The sequence below is a fragment of the Brevibacterium rongguiense genome (assembly GCF_009857845.1).
GTDB classification, from domain to species: domain Bacteria; phylum Actinomycetota; class Actinomycetes; order Actinomycetales; family Brevibacteriaceae; genus Brevibacterium; species Brevibacterium rongguiense.
This window is the reverse complement of the sequence record NZ_WWEQ01000011.1, coordinates 19,407-38,859: the sequence shown is the minus strand read 5'-3', so window position 1 is coordinate 38,859 and position 19,453 is coordinate 19,407. Positions and strand designations below refer to the sequence as shown.

Below are 19,453 nucleotides of genomic sequence, written 5' to 3'. Positions count from 1 at the left end.
CTGCCCGCGCGGCCCCTGCCCTGCCCTGCACGGCCCGAACCCGCACGGCCCCGACCTACTCAGTCCGAACGTGCCCACTCGGAACGTGTCCGAACCTCCTCAGCCCGGGCCGTTCGATGCCCGAGGCGCAGTGAAATCTGGAGCCGATCCAGGCCTCGGTCCCGCGCAGTCCTCCGAGCCGCGCGGGCCATGGCCCGGCACCGGTCCGGGCTCCTCAGACTGGGGCCGGCCCCAGGCCAGGCTTCTCAGGCCTCGGACCCGCTCAGGCCTCGGGCGTTCTCAGTCCTCGCAGCCGCTCAGGCCGAGCCCGGCCCCGGGGCGGCCTCCCTCAGGCCTCGGGCGCGAAGGGGCCGAACACGGGATTCCAGCCCCGGATCGTCGTCGACGAGATGACCTCGGCGGCGGCGTAGGGGTCCTGGGTGAGGGTGTCCTCGATGTTGTGGCGCGTATCGGCCTGCATGATGAGCAGGCCGCCGGGCACGAAATCGTCCTCGAGCGGCCCGGAGGCCAGCAGCACGCCGGCGTCGAACAGCTTGGCCTGCCACGTGCGGTGCGCGGGTCGGGCCGCCATGCGGGTGTCGATGTCGGGACCGTATTCGTAGGTGACGGCGAAGATCGCCATGGTGACTCCTTCGTGCGCGAGGCGGCGGGGAATAATGGGCCGCGGCCCGCGGTTGCCCACGTGGCCGCGCTGTCAGTCTAGGTCCGGGAAGGGGGAGCGCGACACGTGCCACGCCTGCCGCACATCCCCGAGGAATTCGCGGACCCGGACACCCTCCTCGAGGCCTTCGAGGACTACTGCGCCGAACTCGGCATCGAGCTCTACCCCGCCCAGCAGGAGGCCATCTACGCCCTGCTGGCCGGGGACAACACGATCGTCGCGACGCCCACCGGGTCCGGGAAGTCGATGGTGGCACTCGCGGCCCTCTTCGCCGCCCTCTCCCAGGGCCGGCGCGCCTTCTACACGGCGCCCATCAAGGCGCTCGTGAGCGAGAAGTTCTTCCAGCTCGTCGACGCCTTCGGCCCCGAGTCCGTCGGGATGGTCACCGGCGACACCGCCGTCAACCCCGGCGCCCCGGTCGTGTGCGCCACCGCCGAGGTGCTGGCCAACCAGGCGCTGCGCGAGGGCCCGTTGCTCGACGTCGGCCTCGTCGTCATGGACGAGTTCCACTACTTCGGCGATCCACAGCGCGGCTGGGCCTGGCAGACACCTCTCCTGACGCTGCCGCAGGCGCAGTTCGCCCTCATGTCGGCCACGCTGGGCGACACCTCGCGCATCGAGGCGGAGCTCACCGCCCTCACCGGCCGGGACACGAGCGTGGTGGCCGGTGCCGAGCGGCCCGTCCCGCTCGAGTACGACTACTCGGAGGACCCGCTCCAGGAGACCCTCCAGCGCCTCGTGCGGGCGGGGCAGGCGCCCATCTACGTCGTCTCCTTCTCGCAGCGGGCCGCGGTCGAGCTGGCCGGCTCGCTCACGAGCGCCGAGCTCGCCGACCGCGCCCAGCGCGACGCGGTCGCCGAGGCGATCCGCGGCTTCGGCTTCGCCAAGGGCTTCGGCCAGATCCTGCGCCGGCTGCTGCTGCACGGGATCGGCGTCCACCACGCGGGCATGCTGCCCAAGTACCGCCGGCTCGTCGAGCACCTCGCCGCGGATGGGCTGCTCAGCGTCATCTCCGGCACCGACACGCTGGGGGTGGGCATCAACGTCCCCATCCGCACCGTGCTCTTCACCGCCCTGACGAAGTACGACGGGCGCCGGGTGCGCAAGCTGCGCGTGCGCGAGTTCCAGCAGATCGCCGGCCGCGCGGGCCGCGCCGGCTTCGACACGCGCGGCTACGTCGTCGCGCAGGCCCCCGAGCACGTCATCGACAACGCGAAGGCGCTCGCGAAGGCCGGCGAGGACCCGAAGAAGCGGCGCAAGGTCAAGCGCAAGCAGCCGCCGGCGGGCTTCGTGTCCTGGTCGCGGGAGACCTTCGACAACCTTGCCTCCGGTACCCCGGAGGAGCTCACCTCGCACATGCGGATCTCCCACTCGACGATCGTCAATCTGCTCTCGCGCCCCAACGCCACCTACCGCACGGTCGACGCGTTCATCGCGGCGACCCACGAGACGGCCAACGCCAAGCTCGACATGCGGCTGCGCGCCCTGGGCATCGGCCGCTCGCTGCTCGCGGCCGGCGTCATCGAGCCCACCACGACGAGCGCCGGCGAGCCCGGCCTGCGCCCGGTGGGCGACCTCGGGCCCCAGTTCGCGCTCAACCAGCCGCTGTCGCCCTTCGCCCTCGCCGCGCTCGAGCTGTTCGATCCCGCGGACGAGAGCTGGGCGCTCGACGTGCTCTCCGTCATCGAGGCGACGGTCCCCGCGCCGCCGGCCGTGCTCATGGGCCAGCTCGACCGCATCAAGCGCGAGGAGCTCGGCGCGCTCAAGGCGGAGGGGGTGGAGTACGAGGAGCGCATGGAGGTCCTCGACTCGCTGCAGCGCCCGCAGCCCAACGGCGAGGCACTCGAGTCGGCGTTCGAGGCCTACGTCGCCCACGCTCCGTGGCTGCGCGAGATCGGCCTCGAGCCCAAGGCCGTGGTCCGGGACATGATCGACCAGTCGATGGGCTTCTCCCAGTTCGTCTCCTACTACGGGCTGGCGCGGGTCGAGGGCGGCCTGCTGCGCTACCTCACGGACGTCTACCGCGCGCTCGTGCAGACCGTTCCCGCCGACCTCGTCACGCAGCCGCTGCGCGACATCGTCGACTGGCTGGGCGAGGTGATCGTGCGCATCGACTCCTCGCTCGTCCAGGAGTGGGAGGCGCTGCGGGCCGCGGGCGCGGAGGCCGAGGCGCTGCCCATGGGGGCGGCCGACACCCGGCTGTCCGCGGATCCGGCGCGCTTCGCCCGGCTGGTGCGCAACGAGATGTTCCACCGCGTGCTCCTGGCCGAGCGCGCCGCCTATGACGCGCTGGGCGCGCTCGACTCCGACTCCGGCTGGAACCAGAAGCGCTGGGAGGCTACGGTCGAGGACTACTACGCCGAGTACGGCGAGCTGGGCATCGGGCCCGAGGCGCGCAGCTCGGCCCTGTTCCAGCTGGGCCCGGAGGAAGACGGTCGGATGCGGGTGCGCCAGGTGCTCGACGACCCCCGCGGCGACCGGGATTGGGCGATCAGCGCCGTGGTCGACGTCGCCGCCTCCGACGCCGCGGACGAGCTCGTCCTCGAGATCGTCGACGTCGGCCCCGTGCGCCCCTGAGCCGCGGGCCCGCTCCCGCACCGGGCCGCCCCGGCCGGGCGCCGCGCGCCCGCCCCCGCCAGCACCCTCGATGACCGGCCGTGTCAGCGCCGGAGAATAGAGTGTCCACGTGACTGCAGCCAAGCAACCCGTCTCCCACCTCGATACGCTCGTGGTCCAGGGGGCCCGCGCCCACAACCTCCGCAGCGTCGACGTCTCGCTGCCGCGCGACTCGATGGTCGTCTTCACCGGCCTCTCCGGCTCGGGCAAGTCCTCGCTCGCGTTCGACACGATCTTCGCCGAGGGCCAGCGCCGCTACGTCGAATCGCTGTCGTCCTATGCCCGGATGTTCCTGGGCCAGATGGACAAGCCCGACGTCGACCTCATCGAGGGCCTCTCGCCCGCCGTGTCCATCGACCAGAAGTCCACGTCGCGCAATCCCCGCTCCACGGTCGGCACCATCACGGAGGTCTACGACTTCCTGCGGCTGCTGTGGGCGCGCATCGGCCAGCCCCACTGCCCCGTCTGCGGGGAGGAGATCACCAGCCAGACGCCCCAGCAGATCGTCGACCAGCTGCTGCAGCTGACCGAGCGCACGAAGTTCATCGTCCTCGCCCCCCTCGTGCGGGGCCGCAAGGGCGAATTCGTCGACGAATTCGCCCGCCTGCAGGCCGAGGGGTTCTCCCGCGCCGTCGTGGACGGCGAGCAGATCATGCTCTCCGATCCGCCCAAGCTGGCCAAGCAGGTCAAGCACCACATCTCCGTGGTCGTCGACCGCCTCGTGGCCAAGGACAACATCCGCCAGCGCCTGACGGACTCGGTCGAGACGGCCCTGCGGACCGCGGACGGGCGGATGGACGTGGAGTTCCCCGACGACGGGAGCACCCGCACCTTCTCCGAGCACATGTCCTGCCCGAACGACCACCCGCTGGCGCTCGACCAGATCGAGCCGCGCACATTCTCGTTCAACTCGCCGTTCGGCGCGTGCCCGGAGTGCGATGGGATCGGCACGAAGCTGCAGGTCGACGAGTCGCTGGTCGTCCCGGACGAGGACCTGAGCCTTGCGGAGGGCGCGGTCGCGCCCTGGTCGCTGGGCAAGACCACCGCGCAGTACTTCAACCGGCTGCTCGCGGCCCTCGGCGGCGAGCTCGGCTTCTCCATGGACACGCCGTGGCACGCCCTGCGCGACTCGGACCGCCAGGCGATCCTGTTCGGCAAGGACTACAAGGTCAAGGTCAAGTACCGCAACCGGTTCGGCCGCGAGCGGACGTATTCGACCGGCTTCGAGGGCGTCCACCAGTTCATCCTGCGCAAGCACGAGGAGACGGAGTCCGACCACGCCCGCGAGCGCTACGAGTCCTACATGCGCGAGGTGCCGTGCCAGGCGTGCGGCGGCACCCGGCTGCGCCCGGAGGCGTTGTCCGTGCTCGTGGGCGGGGCCTCGATCGCCGACGTCAGCCGGCTCTCGATCGACCAGGCCGCGGACTTCCTCGCCACCCTCGACCTCGACGCGCGCCAGGCCGCCATCGCGGCGCAGGTGATGAAGGAGATCAGCGCCCGGCTCGGGTTCCTCCTCGATGTGGGCCTCGACTACCTCAGCCTCGACCGCACCGCCGGGACGCTCTCCGGCGGTGAGGCCCAGCGGATCCGGCTGGCCACGCAGATCGGCTCCGGCCTCGTCGGCGTCCTCTACGTCCTCGACGAGCCCTCGATCGGCCTGCATCAGCGCGACAACCGCCGCCTCATCGACACCCTGCTCAAGCTGCGCGACCTCGGCAACACGCTCATCGTCGTCGAGCACGACGAGGAGACGATCGAGGCCTCCGACTGGATCGTCGACATCGGCCCCGGCGCCGGCGAGCACGGGGGAGAGGTCATCTACTCCGGCGAGGTGCCCGGCCTTGAGGCCGCCGAGGACTCCGTCACCGGGGCCTACCTGTTCGGCCGCCGGCGGATCGAGCTGCCGGCCGAGCGCCGGCCGATCGACCGCAAGCGCATGGTGACCGTCGAGCGGGCGCGGGAGAACAACCTCAAGGACATCACGGTGAAGTTCCCGCTGGGCGTGTTCACCGCGGTCACCGGTGTCTCCGGATCCGGCAAGTCGACCCTCGTCAACGACATCCTCTACACGGAGCTGGCCAACAGGCTCAACAACGCCCGTCAGGTGCCCGGCCGCCACAAGCGCATCACGGGCCTCGAGGAGCTCGACAAGGTCATCCACGTCGACCAGTCGCCGATCGGGCGCACCCCGCGGTCGAACCCCGCGACCTACACGGGCGTGTTCGACCACGTCCGCCGGCTGTTCTCGGAGACCGAGGTGGCGCGCGTGCGCGGCTACCAGCCCGGCCGCTTCTCCTTCAACGTCAAGGGCGGGCGCTGCGAGAACTGCCACGGCGACGGCACCATCAAAATCGAGATGAACTTCCTGCCCGACGTCTACGTGCCCTGCGAGGTCTGCGGGGGCGCGCGCTACAACCGGGAGACCCTCGAGGCGAAGTTCAAGGGCAAGAGCATCGCCGACGTCCTCGACATGCCCATCGAGGAGGCCGCGGAGTTCTTCGCCGCCGTCCCGGCGATTGCCCGCCACCTCAACACCCTCGTCGAGGTGGGGCTGGGCTACGTGCGGCTCGGCCAGCCCGCCACCACCCTCTCCGGCGGGGAGGCCCAGCGCGTCAAGCTCGCAGCCGAGCTGCAGAAGCGCTCGCGCGGGCGCACCGTCTACGTGCTCGACGAGCCCACGACCGGGCTGCACTTCGAGGACATCCGCAAGCTGCTCCTCGTCCTCCAGGGGCTCGTGGACAAGGGCAACAGCGTCATCGTCATCGAGCACAACCTCGACGTCATCGGCTCGGCGGACTACGTCATCGACATGGGCCCCGAGGGGGCCGCGGCGGCGGTACCGTCGTCGCCACGGGCACGCCGGAGGAGGTGGCGCGCGCCGAGGGCTCGCACACCGGCGAGTACCTCGCCCGGATGCCGCAGATCGCGGAGCGGATCGGTGCACCCCAGTGAGTACCGCCCCGCGCCGGGAGAGATTCCGACCCGGCCCGGGGTCTACAAGTTCCGCGACCCGGACCGCCGGGTCATCTACGTGGGCAAGGCCAAGAATCTCCGCGCGCGCCTGAACTCGTACTTCGCCAAGCCGGAGGGGCTGCACCGGCGCACCCGCGCGATGGTGCACAGCGCCGCCTCCGTCGAGTGGACCGTCGTGGACACGGAGGTCGAGGCCCTCCAGCTCGAGTGGACGTGGATCAACGAGTACAACCCGCGGTTCAACGTCATGTTCCGCGACGACAAGTCCTACCCCTACCTCGCCATCACCATGAAGGACGAGTTCCCGCGGGTCTACGTCACCCGCGGCAAGCGCCGCAAGGGCGTGAAGTACTTCGGGCCCTTCGCCCAGGTGTGGGCGATCAAGGAGACGCTCGACCTGCTGCTGCGCGCGTTCCCCATGCGCACGTGCACGAACGGCGTGTTCGACCGGGCCCGGCGCAGCGGCCGGCCGTGCCTGCTCGGCTACATCGACAAGTGCTCCGCGCCGTGCGTGGGCCGCATCTCGCCCGAGGCGCACCGAGACCTGGCCCGCAGCATCGCGGACTTCATGTCCGGCTCCGGCGGCGGCTTCATCTCCGCGCGCAAGCGGGAGATGGCGCAGGCGGCACAGGAGCTCGACTACGAGCGGGCGGCGCGTCTGCGCGATGAGCTCGCGGCCCTCCAGAAGGTGCTCGACAAGAGCGCCGTCGTGCTGTCGATGAATGCCGACGCGGACATCTTCGGCATGGTCGTCGAGGAGCTCGAGGCCTCCGTGCAGGTCTTCCACGTGCGGGGCGGGCGCATCCGCGGCCAGCGCGGCTGGATCGTCGAGCGGCTCGAGGAGCATACCCCCGCCGACCTCACCGCCGACTACCTGCGCCAGGCGTACACGGAGGCCGACGCGGATGCGGTCCCGCGCGAGATCCTCGTCGACACGCTGCCCAGCGAGCTCGAGGCGCTCACCGAGTGGCTCACCGCCAAGCGCGGCTCGCGGGTGAGCATCCGCGTGCCCCAGCGCGGCGAGAAGGCCGCCGTCGCGCAGACCGTCGAGCAGAACGCCCGGGAGTCGCTGGCGCTGCACAAGACGCGCCGGGCCGCCGACCTCACCACCCGCAGCACGGCGCTCAACGAGATCCAGCAGGCGCTCGAGCTCTCCGAGCCGCCGCTGCGCATCGAGTGCATCGACAACTCCCACATGCAGGGCAGCGACGTCGTCGGCTCACTCGTCGTCTTCGAGGACGGCCTGCCCAAGAAGCGCGACTACCGCCGCTTCTCCGTGACCGGGGACGCGGCGCGCGATGACACCTCGGCGATGTACGACGTCGTCTCCCGGCGCTTCTCGCGCTACCTCGAGGCGCTGACGAAGGACGAGCCGGACGAGCGCTTCGGCTACCGCCCCTCGCTCCTCGTCGTGGACGGAGCGCTGCCCCAGGTGGGCGCCGCGGTCAGGGCCCTCGAGGACCTCGGGATCCTCGACATCGCCGTGGTGGGCCTGGCGAAGCGCCTCGAGGAGGTCTGGGTGCCCTGGGACGAGTTCCCGGTCGTCCTGCCGCGCAACTCCGAGGGGCTGTTCCTCCTCCAGCGGATCCGCGACGAGGCCCACCGCTTCGCCATCGCCTACCACCGCCAGAAGCGCGGGAAGTCGATGCGCGCCTCCCAGCTCGACGATGTCGCGGGCCTCGGCGAGGCCAAGCGCAAGGCGCTCATCCGGGAGTTCGGCTCCGTCAAGAAGATCGCCGCGGCCAGCGCGGAGGACCTGACGACGGTGAGCGGGATCGGACCCGCGCTGGCCGAGCGGATCCTCGCGGCCCTGGGCGCCTCCGGGGCGGAGCCCGCCGCCGATTCGGCTACCGTAGACCCAGACCGCCAGCGAAGAGGATGAGATGACCGATCACCCCGCCACCCCCGATGCCGGCGTCGAGGTGCTCGTGCTCACGGGCATGTCCGGTGCGGGCCGCTCGACCGCCGCCAACGCGCTCGAGGACATGGACTGGTACGTCGTGGACAATCTGCCCCCGCAGATGATCGCGCCGCTCGTCGAGCTGGTCGCGCGCGCCGACGGCAAGCTGCCGAAGGTCGCGGTCGTCGCCGATGTGCGCGGCCGCGGGATGTTCTCCGCGCTCGAGGAGGCGATCGCCGACTACCAGGACCAGGGCATCGGCGTCCGGGTGCTGTTCCTCGACGCCTCCGACGAGGTCCTCGTGCGCCGCTTCGAATCCGTCCGGCGCCCTCACCCGCTGCAGGCCGACGGCACGCTCATCGAGGGCATCGAGGCCGAGCGCAGCGCGCTGGCCGGGATCCGCAGCCGAGCCGACATCACGATCGACACCTCCGACCTCAACGTCCACCAGCTGGGGGCCGAGGTGCGCCGCGCCTTCGGCCACGAGGGCTCGGACGCACTGCGCATCACGGTGATGAGCTTCGGCTTCAAGTACGGCATCCCCAAGGACGCGGACAACGTGGCCGATGTGCGCTTCCTGCCCAATCCGTACTGGATCCCGCACCTGCGCGAATTCACGGGCCAGGACGCCCCCGTGGCCGACTACGTGCTCGCCCAGCCCGGGGCGCTGGCCTTCGTCGACCGCTACTGCAGCGCCCTCGACGTCGTCATCGAGGGCTACCTGCGCGAGAACCGGACGTACGCGACCGTCGCGATCGGCTGCACAGGCGGCAAGCACCGCTCGGTGGCGCTCACCGAGCAGCTCGCGCGCCGGCTGGCCGACCGCACGCCCGCGGCCGTCACCGTGCGCCACCGCGACCTGGGGCGGGAGTAGCCGTGGCGCCCGACTCCGCGTCCCTCGACACCCAGTCGCTCGAGCTGCCCCTCTACCTGCGCCGACCGGAATCCGCGCCTAGCGGCAACCCCCGCATCGTGTCCTTCGGCGGGGGCCACGGCCTCTACGCGGCGCTGCGCGCCTTCCGGCTGCTCACGGAGAACCTCACCGCCGTCGTCACGGTCGCAGACGACGGCGGCTCCTCCGGCCGGCTGCGCGAGGAGTTCGGGGGCCTGCCGCCGGGCGATCTGCGCATGGCGCTCGCGGCGCTGTGCGACGACGGCGAATGGGGCCGCAACTGGCGCGACGTCATCCAGCACCGGTTCTCCTCCGAGGGCTCGCTCAACGAGCACGCGGTGGGCAACCTCCTCATCGCCGCGCTCTGGCAGATCCTCGGCGACCACGTCGAAGGGCTCGACTGGATGGCTCGGCTGCTGCGCACCCACGGGCGCGTCCTGCCCATGTCCTCCGTCCCGCTGGCGATCGAGGCGGACGTGGAGCTGCCCGGGGGGCGCCGCGAGGTCATCCGCGGCCAGTCCCGGCTGGCCGCCACGGACGGCCAGGTGGCGCAGGTGCGGCTGAGCCCGCCGCGGCCGCCGGCCCGGCAGGAGACCCTCGACGCCGTCGCCCAGGCCGAGGTCGTGAACCTGGGGCCCGGCTCCTGGTACACCTCCGTCATGCCCCACCTGCTCGTGCCCGCCCTGGCGGACACGCTGTACCGCTCCCAGGCGCTGAAGATCCTCACGCTCAACCTGCCGGGAGCGGAGCTCGAGACCCGCGGCCTGACCTTGGCCGCCCACCTCGACTCGCTCCACGCCCACGCGCCCCGCCTGTCCTTCGACGCGATCGTCGTGGACGCTGCGGCCGCCGCGGAGGAGCCGGGGCTCGAGGCCAGCGCGGCGCGGCTGTTCGGCGCCCAGCTGTGGGCGCGGCCGCTGGCCGGGCGCAGGCCCCAGCAGCACGACAGCCTCAAGCTCGCGGCGTGTTACCGTGATTTGCTGCTCGACGCGGGCCTCAGCGTCGACGAGCAGTGGTGAGAAAGGACCCCGAATGGCACTGACCGCGCAGGTCAAGGACGAGTTGGCCCGGTACCGCGAGACGCGGGCCTCCGCCCGCAAGGCCGAGGTCTCGGCCACGCTGCGCTTCGCGGGGGCCCTGCACATCGTGGCCGGCTCGATCGTCGTCGAGGCGGAGGTCGACACCGGCGCCGCCGCCCGCCGCCTGCGCGCGGAGATCAAGGCCCTCTACGGCCACACCGCCGAGGTCACCGTCATCGGCGCCGCCGGGATCCGGCGCAGCAGCCGCTACCTCGTGCGCGTGGCCCAAGACGGCCCGGCACTGGCCCGCCAGACCGGGCTCGTCGATGGGCAGGGGCGGCCCGTGCGCGGCCTGCCCGCCGCCGTCGTCAACGGCTCGATCACCGATTCGAAGGCCGCGTGGCGCGGGGCGTTCCTCGCGCACGGCTCCCTCACCGAGCCCGGCAGGTCGGCGGCGCTCGAGGTCACGTGCCCCGGGCCGGAGGCCGCCCTCGCGCTCGTGGGGGCTGCCCGCCGCCTCGAGATCGCGGCGAAGTCCCGCGAGGTCCGCGGGGTCGACCGCGTGGTGCTGCGCGACGGCGAGGCGATCGGGGACCTGCTCACCGCGATGGGCGCGGAGAACACCCGCCTCGTGTGGGAGGAGCGGCGCCTGCGCCGCGAGGTGCGCGCCACCGCCAACCGGCTGGCGAACTTCGACGACGCGAACCTGCGCCGCTCGGCGCGGGCCGCCGTGGCCGCGGGCGCACGCGTCGAGCGGGCGCTCGACATCCTCGGCGAGGACGTGCCTGACCACCTGCGCTACGCCGGGCGCCTGCGGCTGCAGCACAAGCAGGCCTCCCTCGAGGAGCTCGGCCAGCTGGCCAGCCCGCCCATGACGAAGGACGCCATCGCGGGCCGGATCCGGCGCCTGCTGGCCACCGCGGACAAGAGGGCCGAGGACACCGGGATCCCCGGCACGGATGCGAACCTCACCCCGGACATGCTCGACGACGCGTAAGCGCCACTAGACTGGGAGCGACCCACCGAGCACGCCCCGGACGACCAGGAGGTCTCATGCCCATTCGCGTCGGCATCAACGGATTCGGCCGCATCGGCCGCTCATTCCTGCGGCACGCACACGACGAGGGACGCGGGATCGAGGTCGTTGCCATCAACGACCTCACCGACAACGCCCACCTCGCCCACCTGCTCAAGTACGACTCCGTGTGGCGCCGCTTCGAGGCGGAGATCGAGCACGACGACGAGTCGATCACGGTCGACGGCAAGCGGATCCGGGCCACCTCGATCGCCGATCCCGCCCAGATCCCGTGGGCCGAGGCCGGGGCGGACATCGTCATCGAGTCCACCGGCAAGTTCGCCAGCCGCGACAAGGCCGCCAAGCACCTCGACGGCGGCGCGAAGACCGTCATCCTCTCCGCCCCGGGCAAGGGCACCGACGGCATGTTCGTCCTGGGCGTCAACGCCGAGGACTTCGACCCGGCCCAGCACACCGTGATCTCGAACGCCTCGTGCACGACGAACTGCCTGGCACCCGTGGCCAAGGTGCTCAACGACACCGTCGGAATCGAATCCGGCGTCATGACGACCGTGCACGCCTACACCGGGGACCAGAACCTGCTCGACGCCCCGCACAAGGACTTCCGGCGGGCCCGCGCCGCCGCGCTCAACATCGTGCCGACCACGACCGGCGCCGCCAGCGCCGTCGCCAAGGTCATCCCCGAGCTCGAGGGCCGGCTGGACGGCTTCGCGATCCGCGTCCCCGTGCCCACCGGCTCGCTCGTCGACCTCACGTTCGTCCCGGCCCGCGAGACCTCCGTCGAGGAGATCAACGCGGCCATGCTCGCCGCCTCCCAGGGCGAGCTGGCGGGCATCCTCGGCTACACGGACGAGCCGCTCGTGTCCTCCGACATCGTCATGGACCCCCGCTCGGCGATCTTCGACTCGCAGCTGACGATGAGGGTCGGGGACCAGTACAAGGTCATCGCCTGGTACGACAACGAATGGGGCTACTCCGACCGCCTCTTCGAGCTCACCTCCCTGGTGGGCGGCAAGCTGCAGGAGGCCGGCAAGTGAGGACCCTGACCGACCCGGCCCAGCTCGCGGGCAAGCGCGTCCTCGTCCGCAGCGACCTCAACGTGCCGATGGACGGCACGACGATCACGGACACCGGGCGGATCACGGCCTCGGCGCCGACGATCCGCGCGCTGGCCGAGGCCGGCGCGAAGGTCATCGTCGCCGCCCACCTCGGCCGGCCGCAGGGCGCCCCTGACCCCGTCTACTCGCTGGCCCCCGTCGCACCGGAGCTGTCGAAGGCGATCGGCAGGCAGGTGACGTTCGCCTGGGACACCGTCGGAGACGACGCCCAGGCCAAGGTCGCCGGGATGGACGACGGCGACGTCGTGCTGCTGGAGAACCTGCGCTTCGATCCGGGCGAGACGGCGAAGAAGGACGCCGACCGGCTGCCCTTCGCCCGGCGCCTGGCCGGCCTCGCGGACGCCTTCGTCTCCGACGGCTTCGGCGTCGTCCACCGCAAGCAGGCGAGCGTCGTCGACGTCGCCGGCCTGCTGCCCTCCTTTGCCGGCGGGCTCGTCGCGGCGGAGGTGGAGGTCTCCGACCGGCTGCTGCACGACCCCGCGCGCCCCTACGTCGTGGTCCTCGGCGGCTCGAAGGTCTCGGACAAGCTGGGCGTCATCGCCTCCCTGCTCGAGCGGGCGGACACGCTCATCATCGGCGGCGGCATGGTCTTCACCTTCCTCGCGGCGCAGGGCCATGCGGTGGGCCAGAGCCTGCTCGAGGACGATCAGCTCGACACCGTGCGCGGCTACCTGTCCAAGGCGCAGCAGGCCGGCGTCGACATCGTGCTGCCCACCGACATCGTCATGGCCGCGTCGTTCGACCGCGACGCCGAGCACTGGACGGTGCCGGTCGACGCGCTCGAATCGACGCCGGCGGGGGCGTCCGCCATCGGGCTCGACATCGGCCCGGAGACTGCGGCGCACTACGCCGAGCTCATCGCCGGGGCGCGCACGGTGTTCTGGAACGGGCCCATGGGCGTCTTCGAGTTCCCGGCGTTCGCGGCGGGCACGAAGGCCGTGGCCGAGGCGCTCACCGACGTCCACGGCGGCGCGGACCAGGGGCGCCTGACGGTCGTGGGCGGCGGCGACTCCGCCGCGGCCGTGCGCGCGCTCGGCTTCTCCGACGACAGCTTCGGCCACATCTCCACCGGGGGCGGGGCCAGCCTCGAGTACCTCGAGGGCAAGGAACTGCCCGGTCTCGCGGCGCTGGAGGACGAGTGATGGCCCAGCGCACCCTGCTGCTGGCGGGCAACTGGAAGATGCACCACGACCACCTTGAGGCGATCTCGACCGTGCAGAAGCTCGCGTGGGCGCTGCGCGATGCCCGCCTGCCGGCGGGGTCCTGCGAAGTGGCGGTCATCCCGCCGTTCACGGACCTGCGCTCGGTGCAGACGCTCGTCCAGGGCGACAAGCTCGACCTGGCCTACGGGGCGCAGGACCTCTCCGCCCATGACGAGGGCGCCTACACGGGCGAGGTCAGCGGCCGGTTCCTCGCACGGCTCGGCTGCGCATACGCGCTCGTGGGCCACAGCGAGCGCCGCGCCCACCACGGCGAGGACGACGCGCAGGTCCGTGCGAAGCTCGAGGCCGCACTGCGCCACGAGCTCGTGCCCATCCTCTGCGTGGGCGAGTCTGCCGAGGTCCGCGAGGCCGGCGGCCACCTCGACTACGTCACCGGGCAGCTGCGCGCGGCCCTCGAGGGCATCGCGGCGGAGGCGCTGGGCGGGCTCGTCGTCGCCTATGAGCCCGTCTGGGCGATCGGCACCGGAGCGACCGCGACGGCGCAGGACGCTGCGGAGATGGCCACCGCGTTGCGCGCCGCGCTGCGGGAGACGGCGGGGGATGCCGTCGCGGATGCCGCGCGGATCCTCTACGGCGGCAGCGTGAAGGCGGAGAACGTGGCGGAGATCGTCGCCGCCGAGGACATCGACGGCGCGCTGGTGGGCGGTGCGAGCCTCGAGGCCGACGGCTTCGCGGCGCTGTGCGCCGCCGCGGTGCGCGGCTGATAGGGTGAGCGCGTGGAAATTCTGACTTGGGTCCTCACCGGCTTGCTCATCCTCACGAGCGTCATCCTCACGCTGTTCATCCTGCTCCACAAGGGCAAGGGCGGCGGCATGTCGGACATGTTCGGCGGCGGCATGAGCTCGAACCTCGGCGCCTCCGGCGTCGCGGAGCGCAACCTCAACCGGATCACGGCCTTCATCGCGATCGTGTGGGGCGCCTCGATCATCCTGCTCGGACTCATCGTCCGCTTCCAGGCGTAGCCCGCCCTTCACGCACCGCGGCCCGGCAGTCATCGACTGCCGGGCCGCGGTGCGTCTGCGCCTCGTCCCCGCCCCCGCCAGCGAGGACGGGGACGGGGTGCGCTCACCCGTCGAGCGCCTCGAGCGCCGCGCGCACCTGGGCGAGGCCGGCCTCGACCTCCCGCAGGCGGATCGTGATGAGCGGTCGGCCGTGCAGGGCCTCGGCGTCCCCGGCCGCCTGCGCCTCCTGCAGCCGGCCGAGCGTGAACCCCGTGCCCGGCACCTCGACATCGGCCTCCGGAGCCGCGATGAGCTGGATGAAGCTGCCGTTGGGGTGGCCGCCCTTGTGGTACTGCCCGGTCGAGTGCAGGTAGCGCGGACCCCAGCCGAACGTCGTCTGGAAGCCGGTCGCCCGGGCGGCGGTATCGCGCAGCGCCTGCGCGTCGGCCGCGGCACCGCGGTCCAGGTAGGCCTGGATCGCGATGTAGCCGTACTCGTCGGTGCGGTCGATGAGCTCGTCGAGGGCGCCGCGCAGGCTCTCGACGTCCGCGAGGATACGGTGGGAGTCGACGACGTCGACCGCGCCGTCGGTGATGACCGGCCGGTCATCGCCCTCGGCTGCGCCCTCGAGCAGCGCGCGTGCGTTGGCCTTGGCCGCCTCGACATCGGGCTGGTCGAACGGGTTGATGCCGATGCTGTACCCGGCGATGGCGACCGCGGTCTCCCACAGCAGGAACTGGGCGCCCAGCGGCCCGGCCACGGCGGCCGCGAACTCCGAGAGCGGCTGGTGGTCGCCCACCGCGGAGCCGATGAACAGCAGCGCCGCATCGGGCCTGGCATCGTCGAAGCCGGGGGAGTGGATGGACTCGACGGCCACCGGGAGGATCCCCAGGCCCTCCTTGCCGGTCGACTCGGCGATGAGCTGCTCGAGCCACGCGCCGAGCCCAACGATCGGGGCATCGGTGGTGGCGATGACGAGCTTCTCCGTGCCGAGGCCGTGGGCCGTGCCGAGGAAGGCGCCGAGGCGCACGGCCGGGTTGTCCGCGGAGTCCGCGGCCAGCGCGGGCGCGAGCTCCTGCGCCTGGGCGAGCAGCGAGGCGACCTCGGCGCCTGCGAGCCCGGCGGGCACGAGCCCGAATGCGCTGAGCGCGGCGAAGCGCCCGCCCACGGTGGGATCTGCCTCGAACGCGGCCCGCCATCCCTCGGCCTCGGCGAGCTGGGCGAGCGCGGTGTCCGGGTCCGTGATGGCGATGAGCCGGGCCGCGGGGTCGAGCCCGGCCTCGGCGCACAGGGCGGTGAAGATGCGCCGGTGGGAATCGGTCTCGACCGTCGTCCCGGACTTCGAGGCGACGATGAGGACGGTGGCCGCGAGGTCCTCGGTGAGCGCGCGGCGCACCTCGTCCGGCGCAGTCGTGTCGAGCACCGTGAGCGGCACCCCGGCGGTTGCGGCGATGACCTCCGCCCCCAGGGAGGACCCGCCCATGCCGGCGAGCACGATGCGGGTGAGGCCCTCGGACTCCAGCTCGGAGCGCAGCTCTCCGATCCGCTCGACGAGTCCGACGGACTCGAGCGGCAGCCCGGTCCAGCCCAGGCGGCGCTGCGCCTCGGCGCTCGCGGCATCGCCCCACACCCCGCCGTCGCCCGCGGCGATGCGCGAGGCGGCGCGGGCGTCGAGGATCGCCGCGAGCTGCTCGTCGAACTCCGCCTCCGAGCGCACCCCCAGGCTCACGGTCGTGTGCTGGTCATCCGCGCTCATGCGCGCTCCTCTCGTGCCGCCGCGAGCTGCTCGCCCACGGAGCCTGCGAGCTCATCCCAGCTCGCCTCGAACTTCTCCAGGCCCTCGGCCTCGAGCCGGTCCATGGCCTGCGCGTAGTCGATGCCGAGCCGGCTGAGCGCGTCGAGGTCCTCATCGGCCTGCGCGTAGCCGTCGACCACCGTGTCGCCGTGGACCTCGCCGTGGTCGGCGAACGCGCGCAGCGTGGCCTCCGGCATCGTGTTCACGCAGCCCTCGGTGACGAGCCCGGTGACGTACATCGTGTCCGGGTAGGCCGGGTTCTTCGTCCCGGTGGAGGCCCACAGCGGGCGCTGGCGGCGGGCCCCGGCGGCGGCGAGCACGCGGAAGCGCTCGGAGTCGAACTGCTCGCCGGCGATGCGGTGGGCCAGGCGGCAGTTGGCCAGCCCGGCCCGGCCGCGCAGCGCGAGCGCCTCCGGGGTGCCGATCTCCTCGAGCCGACGGTCGAACTCCGTGTCGACGCGGGAGACGAAGATCGAGGCCACCGAGTGGATCTGCGAGATGTCGTGGCCGGCCTCGCGGGCGCGCTCGAGGCCGTTGATGTACGCCTCGACGACCCGCCGGTAGCGGCCCAGCGCGAAGATGAGGGTGACGTTGACGCTGATGCCCTCCGCCACGACCCGGGTGATGGCGTCGAGGCCCTCCTCCGTGGCGGGAATCTTGATCATGGTGCCGGGCCGGTCGATGGCCCGCACGAGCCGGCAGGCGTATTCGACGGTGCCCTCGGCATCGCGGGCCAGGTGCGGGGGCACCTCGATGGACACGCGGCCGTCGGCGCCGTCGGTGCGGTCGTAGACGGGGCGCAGGACATCGCAGGCCTGTCCGACATCGGCGCACGTGACGGCGTCGATGGCGGCGTCGACGGAGCCGCCCTCGGCGGCCAGCTGCGCGACCTGCTCCGCATACGCCCCACCGTCGCGCAGGGCGGCGGCGAAGATCGTCGGGTTCGTCGTCACGCCCACGACCGAGGTGTCGGCGATCGCCTGCGCGAGGCCCCCGGATGCCAGGCGCGAGCGCGAGAGGTCGTCGAGCCACACGGACACGCCGGCGGCGCTGAGCTGCTCCAGCGGGGCGCTCATGCGCGCGCCCCCGCCGCGGCGATCGATCCCCGGGCGGCGGTGGCCACCGCGTCCGGGGTGATGCCGAACTCCACGTAGAGGCGCTGGTAGTCGGCCGAGGCGCCGAAGTGCTCGAGGGAGACCGCGCGGCCCTCGGTGCCGAGGTAGCGGTGCCAGCTCATGGCCGAGCCGGCCTCGACGCTGACCCGCGCGCGGATGTGCGGGGGGAGCACCTCATCGCGGTAGTCCTGGTCCTGGGCGTCAAACCACTCGTGGCTGGGCAGCGACACCACGCGCACGCGGGTGCCCTCGGCGCGCAGGGCGCGGGCGCCCTCGAGCGCGATGTGGACCTCCGAGCCGGAGGCCATGATGATGACCTCGGGCTCGCCCTCGTCGTCGGAGAGGACATAGCCGCCGCGCGCCGCGCCGGCGGCCGGCGCCAGGTCGGCACGGTCGAGGACCGGCACTGCCTGGCGCGTGAGCACGAGGCCCGTGGGCCGGTCGCGGTGGCCGAGCAGGGTCTGCCAGGCGACGGAGACCTCGTTGGCGTCGGCGGGCCGGACGACGTCGAGGCCCGGGATCGCCCGCAGCGCGGAGAGGTGCTCGACGGGCTGGTGGGTGGGCCCGTCCTCGCCCAGGCCGATCGAGTCGTGCGTCCACACGAAGATCGTGGGCAGCTGCTGGAGGGCCGCCAGGCGCACGGCGGCGCGCTGGTAGTCGGAGAAGACGAGGAACGTGCCCGCGTACGGCCGCGTGGGCCCGTGCAGTGCGATGCCGTTGCAGACCAGGCCGGCCGCGAACTCGCGCACGCCGAAGTGCAGGTTGCGGCCGTACGCGCTGCCGGCGAACTGCGAGGTGGCGCGGTCCGGGGGCAGGAACGACTCGTCGGCCTTGATGAGCGTGTTGTTCGACCCGGCGAGGTCCGCCGAACCGCCCCACAGCTCCGGCAGCAGCTCGCCGATCGCGTTGAGCACCGTGCCGGAGGCGGCGCGGGTCGCGATCCACTTCTGGGCATCCGGCTCGAACGTGGGGAAGGCCTCGGCGAGCCCCGCGGGATCGCCGTGGTTGGTGAGGCGCTGGAGCAGGGCGGCCCGCTCCGGGTTCTCAGACTCCCACGCCTCGAAGCGCTCGTCCCAGGCCCGGTGAGCCTCCCGGCCGCGGTCGACCGCGCGCCGGGTGTGGGCGAGGACGGCCTCCTCGACCGCGAAGTCGGCCTCCGGGTCGAAGCCCAGGACCTTCTTCGTGGCGGCGACCTCGTCCGCGCCCAGCGCGGCGCCGTGCGAGGTCCCCGTGCCCTGGGCGGTGGGGGCGGGCCAGGCGATGATCGTCGACAGCCGAATGAACGAGGGGCGGGGATCCTCGTGGGCCGCGCGCACCGCGGCGTCGAGCGCGCCGATGTCCTCCCGGTACTCGGACCCGCCCTGTGTGAAGTCCACGTGCTGGGTGTGCCAGCCGTAGGCGGCGTAGCGCGCCTCGACGTCCTCGGTGAACGCAATCGAGGTGTCGTCCTCGATCGAGATGCGGTTGTCGTCCCAGATGACGACGAGGTTGTCCAGGCGCTGGGTTCCGGCGAGCGAGGAGGCCTCGCCGGACACGCCCTCCTCGAGGTCGCCGTCGCTGGCGATGACGTAGATCGTGTGGTCGAACGGCGACTGCCCGGCCGGCGCCTCGGGATCGAACAGCCCGCGCTCGCGGCGGGCGGCCATCGCCATGCCGACGGCCGAGGCCAGTCCCGAGCCGAGCGGGCCCGTGGTGATCTCGACGCCCGCCGTGTGGCCCACCTCGGGGTGGCCCGGGGTGAGCGATCCCCAGGTGCGCAGCGCCTGGAGATCGGACAGCTCGAGGCCGTAGCCGGCCAGGTAGAGCTGGATGTACTGGGTGAGGCTCGAGTGCCCGGCGGAGAGGACGAAGCGGTCGCGGCCCAGCCAGTCCGGATCGGCGGGATCGTGGACCATCGCGGTCTGGTAGAGGTAGTAGGCGGCGGGGGCCAGGCTCATCGCGGTGCCCGGGTGGCCGTGGCCGGCCTTCTGCACCGCGTCGGCGGCCAGCACGCGCGCGGTGTCCACGGCGCGGAAGTCGGTGTCGGACCAGGAGCTGAATGTCATGAGGAGGCGAATCCTTTGTTGTGGCCGGTAGTCGACGGCTCGAGTCTACCGGTGCCGGTGCGGACGGCGGGGCGGGTGGCGCCGACGACTACGGCGAGTAGAATGCGAAGAGCTTGTGC

General features: G+C 72.3%; 13 protein-coding genes and 1 pseudogene. 10 read left to right on the top strand and 4 right to left on the bottom strand.

The window, feature by feature from the left end; translation table 11 throughout:
- Positions 1-328 precede the first annotated feature (328 nt).
- Positions 329-622: a YciI family protein gene (locus GSY69_RS04110; RefSeq protein ID WP_160952612.1), complete on the bottom strand. Its 294-nt coding sequence runs from the start codon at positions 620-622 to the stop codon at positions 329-331.
- A gap of 105 nt (positions 623-727) precedes the next feature.
- On the opposite strand from GSY69_RS04110, the gene GSY69_RS04105 reads away from it, so the two are divergent.
- The 10 genes and pseudogenes from GSY69_RS04105 to secG all read left to right on the top strand — a co-directional run bounded on the left by GSY69_RS04105 (position 728) and on the right by secG (position 14,400).
- A complete protein-coding gene (locus tag GSY69_RS04105; RefSeq protein ID WP_160952611.1) occupies positions 728-3,238 on the top strand; it encodes a DEAD/DEAH box helicase in 2,511 nt (836 codons plus the stop codon).
- A gap of 109 nt (positions 3,239-3,347) precedes the next feature.
- Positions 3,348-6,229: pseudogene (uvrA, locus tag GSY69_RS14465) on the top strand (excinuclease ABC subunit UvrA).
- Positions 6,216-8,132, top strand: coding sequence for an excinuclease ABC subunit UvrC (uvrC, locus tag GSY69_RS14460; protein WP_328698758.1), 1,917 nt, complete (start codon positions 6,216-6,218; stop codon positions 8,130-8,132). The pseudogene uvrA and the gene uvrC overlap by 14 nt, the downstream one beginning before the upstream one ends.
- A gap of 1 nt (position 8,133) precedes the next feature.
- Positions 8,134-9,024, top strand: coding sequence for an RNase adapter RapZ (gene rapZ / locus GSY69_RS04095; protein ID WP_160952609.1), 891 nt, complete (start codon positions 8,134-8,136; stop codon positions 9,022-9,024).
- A 2-nt stretch (positions 9,025-9,026) separates the two neighbouring features.
- Positions 9,027-10,061, top strand: coding sequence for a gluconeogenesis factor YvcK family protein (locus tag GSY69_RS04090; protein ID WP_407925003.1), 1,035 nt, complete (start codon positions 9,027-9,029; stop codon positions 10,059-10,061).
- Positions 10,062-10,074: 13 nt separating this feature from the next.
- Entirely contained in the window at positions 10,075-11,058 is a 984-nt protein-coding gene (whiA, locus tag GSY69_RS04085) for a DNA-binding protein WhiA (RefSeq protein WP_160952608.1), read from the top strand.
- A gap of 56 nt (positions 11,059-11,114) precedes the next feature.
- Positions 11,115-12,134, top strand: a complete 1,020-nt coding sequence (gene gap, locus GSY69_RS04080; protein ID WP_160952607.1) for a type I glyceraldehyde-3-phosphate dehydrogenase — start codon at positions 11,115-11,117, stop codon at positions 12,132-12,134.
- Positions 12,131-13,357, top strand: a complete 1,227-nt coding sequence (locus GSY69_RS04075) for a phosphoglycerate kinase (protein ID WP_328698757.1) — start codon at positions 12,131-12,133, stop codon at positions 13,355-13,357. The genes gap and GSY69_RS04075 overlap by 4 nt, the downstream gene beginning before the upstream one ends.
- The gene (tpiA, locus tag GSY69_RS04070; protein ID WP_160952605.1) at positions 13,357-14,142 is read left to right on the top strand and encodes a triose-phosphate isomerase; all 786 of its coding nucleotides are present in this window, start codon (positions 13,357-13,359) and stop codon (positions 14,140-14,142) included. The genes GSY69_RS04075 and tpiA overlap by 1 nt, the downstream gene beginning before the upstream one ends.
- Before the next feature lie 12 nt (positions 14,143-14,154).
- On the top strand, positions 14,155-14,400 hold the full coding sequence (gene secG, locus GSY69_RS04065) for a preprotein translocase subunit SecG (protein ID WP_160952604.1): 246 nt from the start codon (positions 14,155-14,157) through the stop codon (positions 14,398-14,400).
- A 103-nt stretch (positions 14,401-14,503) separates the two neighbouring features.
- Here secG and GSY69_RS04060 read toward each other — a convergent pair whose 3' ends face one another.
- The 3 genes from GSY69_RS04060 to tkt are packed head-to-tail and all read right to left on the bottom strand — an operon-like array spanning position 14,504 to position 19,334.
- Positions 14,504-16,135 carry a glucose-6-phosphate isomerase gene (locus GSY69_RS04060; protein ID WP_160952603.1) on the bottom strand — a complete coding sequence of 544 codons (1,632 nt, stop codon included), beginning with the start codon at positions 16,133-16,135 and terminating at the stop codon, positions 14,504-14,506.
- Positions 16,132-17,250: a transaldolase gene (tal, locus tag GSY69_RS04055; RefSeq protein WP_160952602.1), complete on the bottom strand. Its 1,119-nt coding sequence runs from the start codon at positions 17,248-17,250 to the stop codon at positions 16,132-16,134. The genes GSY69_RS04060 and tal overlap by 4 nt, the downstream gene beginning before the upstream one ends.
- Complete coding sequence (gene tkt, locus GSY69_RS04050; protein ID WP_160952601.1) at positions 17,247-19,334, bottom strand: transketolase; 2,088 nt, start codon at positions 19,332-19,334, stop codon at positions 17,247-17,249. Before tkt ends, tal begins: the two co-directional genes overlap by 4 nt.
- Positions 19,335-19,453 lie beyond the last annotated feature (119 nt).

Excerpts from the sequence above, each read along its gene's own strand:
- GSY69_RS04110 (WP_160952612.1), bottom strand. The coding sequence starts at position 622 with ATGGCGATCTTCGCCGTCACCTACGAATACGGTCCCGACATCGACACC.
- rapZ (WP_160952609.1), top strand. The coding sequence starts at position 8,134 with ATGACCGATCACCCCGCCACCCCCGATGCCGGCGTCGAGGTGCTCGTG.
- whiA (WP_160952608.1), top strand. The coding sequence starts at position 10,075 with ATGGCACTGACCGCGCAGGTCAAGGACGAGTTGGCCCGGTACCGCGAG.
- gap (WP_160952607.1), top strand. The coding sequence starts at position 11,115 with ATGCCCATTCGCGTCGGCATCAACGGATTCGGCCGCATCGGCCGCTCA.
- tpiA (WP_160952605.1), top strand. The coding sequence starts at position 13,357 with ATGGCCCAGCGCACCCTGCTGCTGGCGGGCAACTGGAAGATGCACCAC.
- GSY69_RS04060 (WP_160952603.1), bottom strand. The coding sequence starts at position 16,135 with ATGAGCGCGGATGACCAGCACACGACCGTGAGCCTGGGGGTGCGCTCG.
- tal (WP_160952602.1), bottom strand. The coding sequence starts at position 17,250 with ATGAGCGCCCCGCTGGAGCAGCTCAGCGCCGCCGGCGTGTCCGTGTGG.
- tkt (WP_160952601.1), bottom strand. The coding sequence starts at position 19,334 with ATGACATTCAGCTCCTGGTCCGACACCGACTTCCGCGCCGTGGACACC.